Here is a 230-nt window from a genome sequence, read left to right on the forward strand (position 1 = left end):
CTGATGTAGTAGAGCGGCGACAAAAGCGGCTGCGCCTGGTCGGCCTCGGCCTGCGACAGCAGCCCGACGCGGCGACGCTTGGAGCTTTCGTCGAGGACGCGCACCGCACCGGCCTGCCGCTCGCCGTCGAGCGCGATCGAAGCGAAGTCGTTGCGCAATTCGAACGGCACCGCCATGGTGCCGGTGGCGGTGGTTTCGCCAGGCGAAAAGGTCAGCGTCGCATCGGCGAT

The 230-nt window shown here is 67.8% G+C and carries 1 protein-coding gene; it reads right to left on the reverse strand.

The features are described 5' to 3' along the window. Window positions 1-230, reverse strand: a 230-nt coding sequence (locus AC0L3S_RS39825) for a hypothetical protein (protein WP_473285470.1), incomplete at both ends; no start/stop codon positions are given.

The sequence above is a fragment of the Bradyrhizobium sp. Ken01 genome (assembly GCF_055807355.1).